1 pseudogene is annotated in these 430 nt (G+C 78.6%); it reads left to right on the top strand.

Annotation, left to right across the window (positions count from 1 at the left end):
- Positions 1-24 precede the first annotated feature (24 nt).
- Positions 25-430 (top strand): annotated as a pseudogene (locus tag N869_RS16080) (helicase-associated domain-containing protein); the annotation flags it as partial.

The raw sequence follows: 430 nt of genomic DNA, 5'->3' as shown, positions 1-430 counted from the left end.
GACGGGCCGCCCCCGGGACGTCCCGTGGACCCGACGACCATCGCGGCCGAGTCCGCGACCCACGCCGAGGAGGTCGTCCGCCTGGTGGGCGCGCTGCTGGACCGGTGGGCCACCGACCCTGCGCCCGTGCTGCGCGCCGGGGGCCTGGGGACCCGAGAGCTGCGCCGCACCGCCACCCACCTGGGGCTGGACCCGGCCACCACCGCCCTGGTGGTCGAGGTGGCCGGTGCCGCGGGACTGGTCCTGGAGGACGGTGACGACACCCCCCACCTGGCCCCGAGCAGCGACGGCGAGCAGTGGGCCCGCGACCCCCTGCCCGACCGCTGGGAGGAGATCGCCCAGGCGTGGCTCGCGTCCGAGCGTGCCGCGTGGCTGGTCGGCACCCGCGACGACACCGGCACCCTGCGCGCAGCCCTGGACCCCGAGGCCC

The organism is Cellulomonas bogoriensis 69B4 = DSM 16987 (assembly GCF_000767165.1).
GTDB lineage: Bacteria > Actinomycetota > Actinomycetes > Actinomycetales > Cellulomonadaceae > Actinotalea > Actinotalea bogoriensis.
This window is presented reverse-complemented; position numbering and strand designations above follow the sequence as displayed.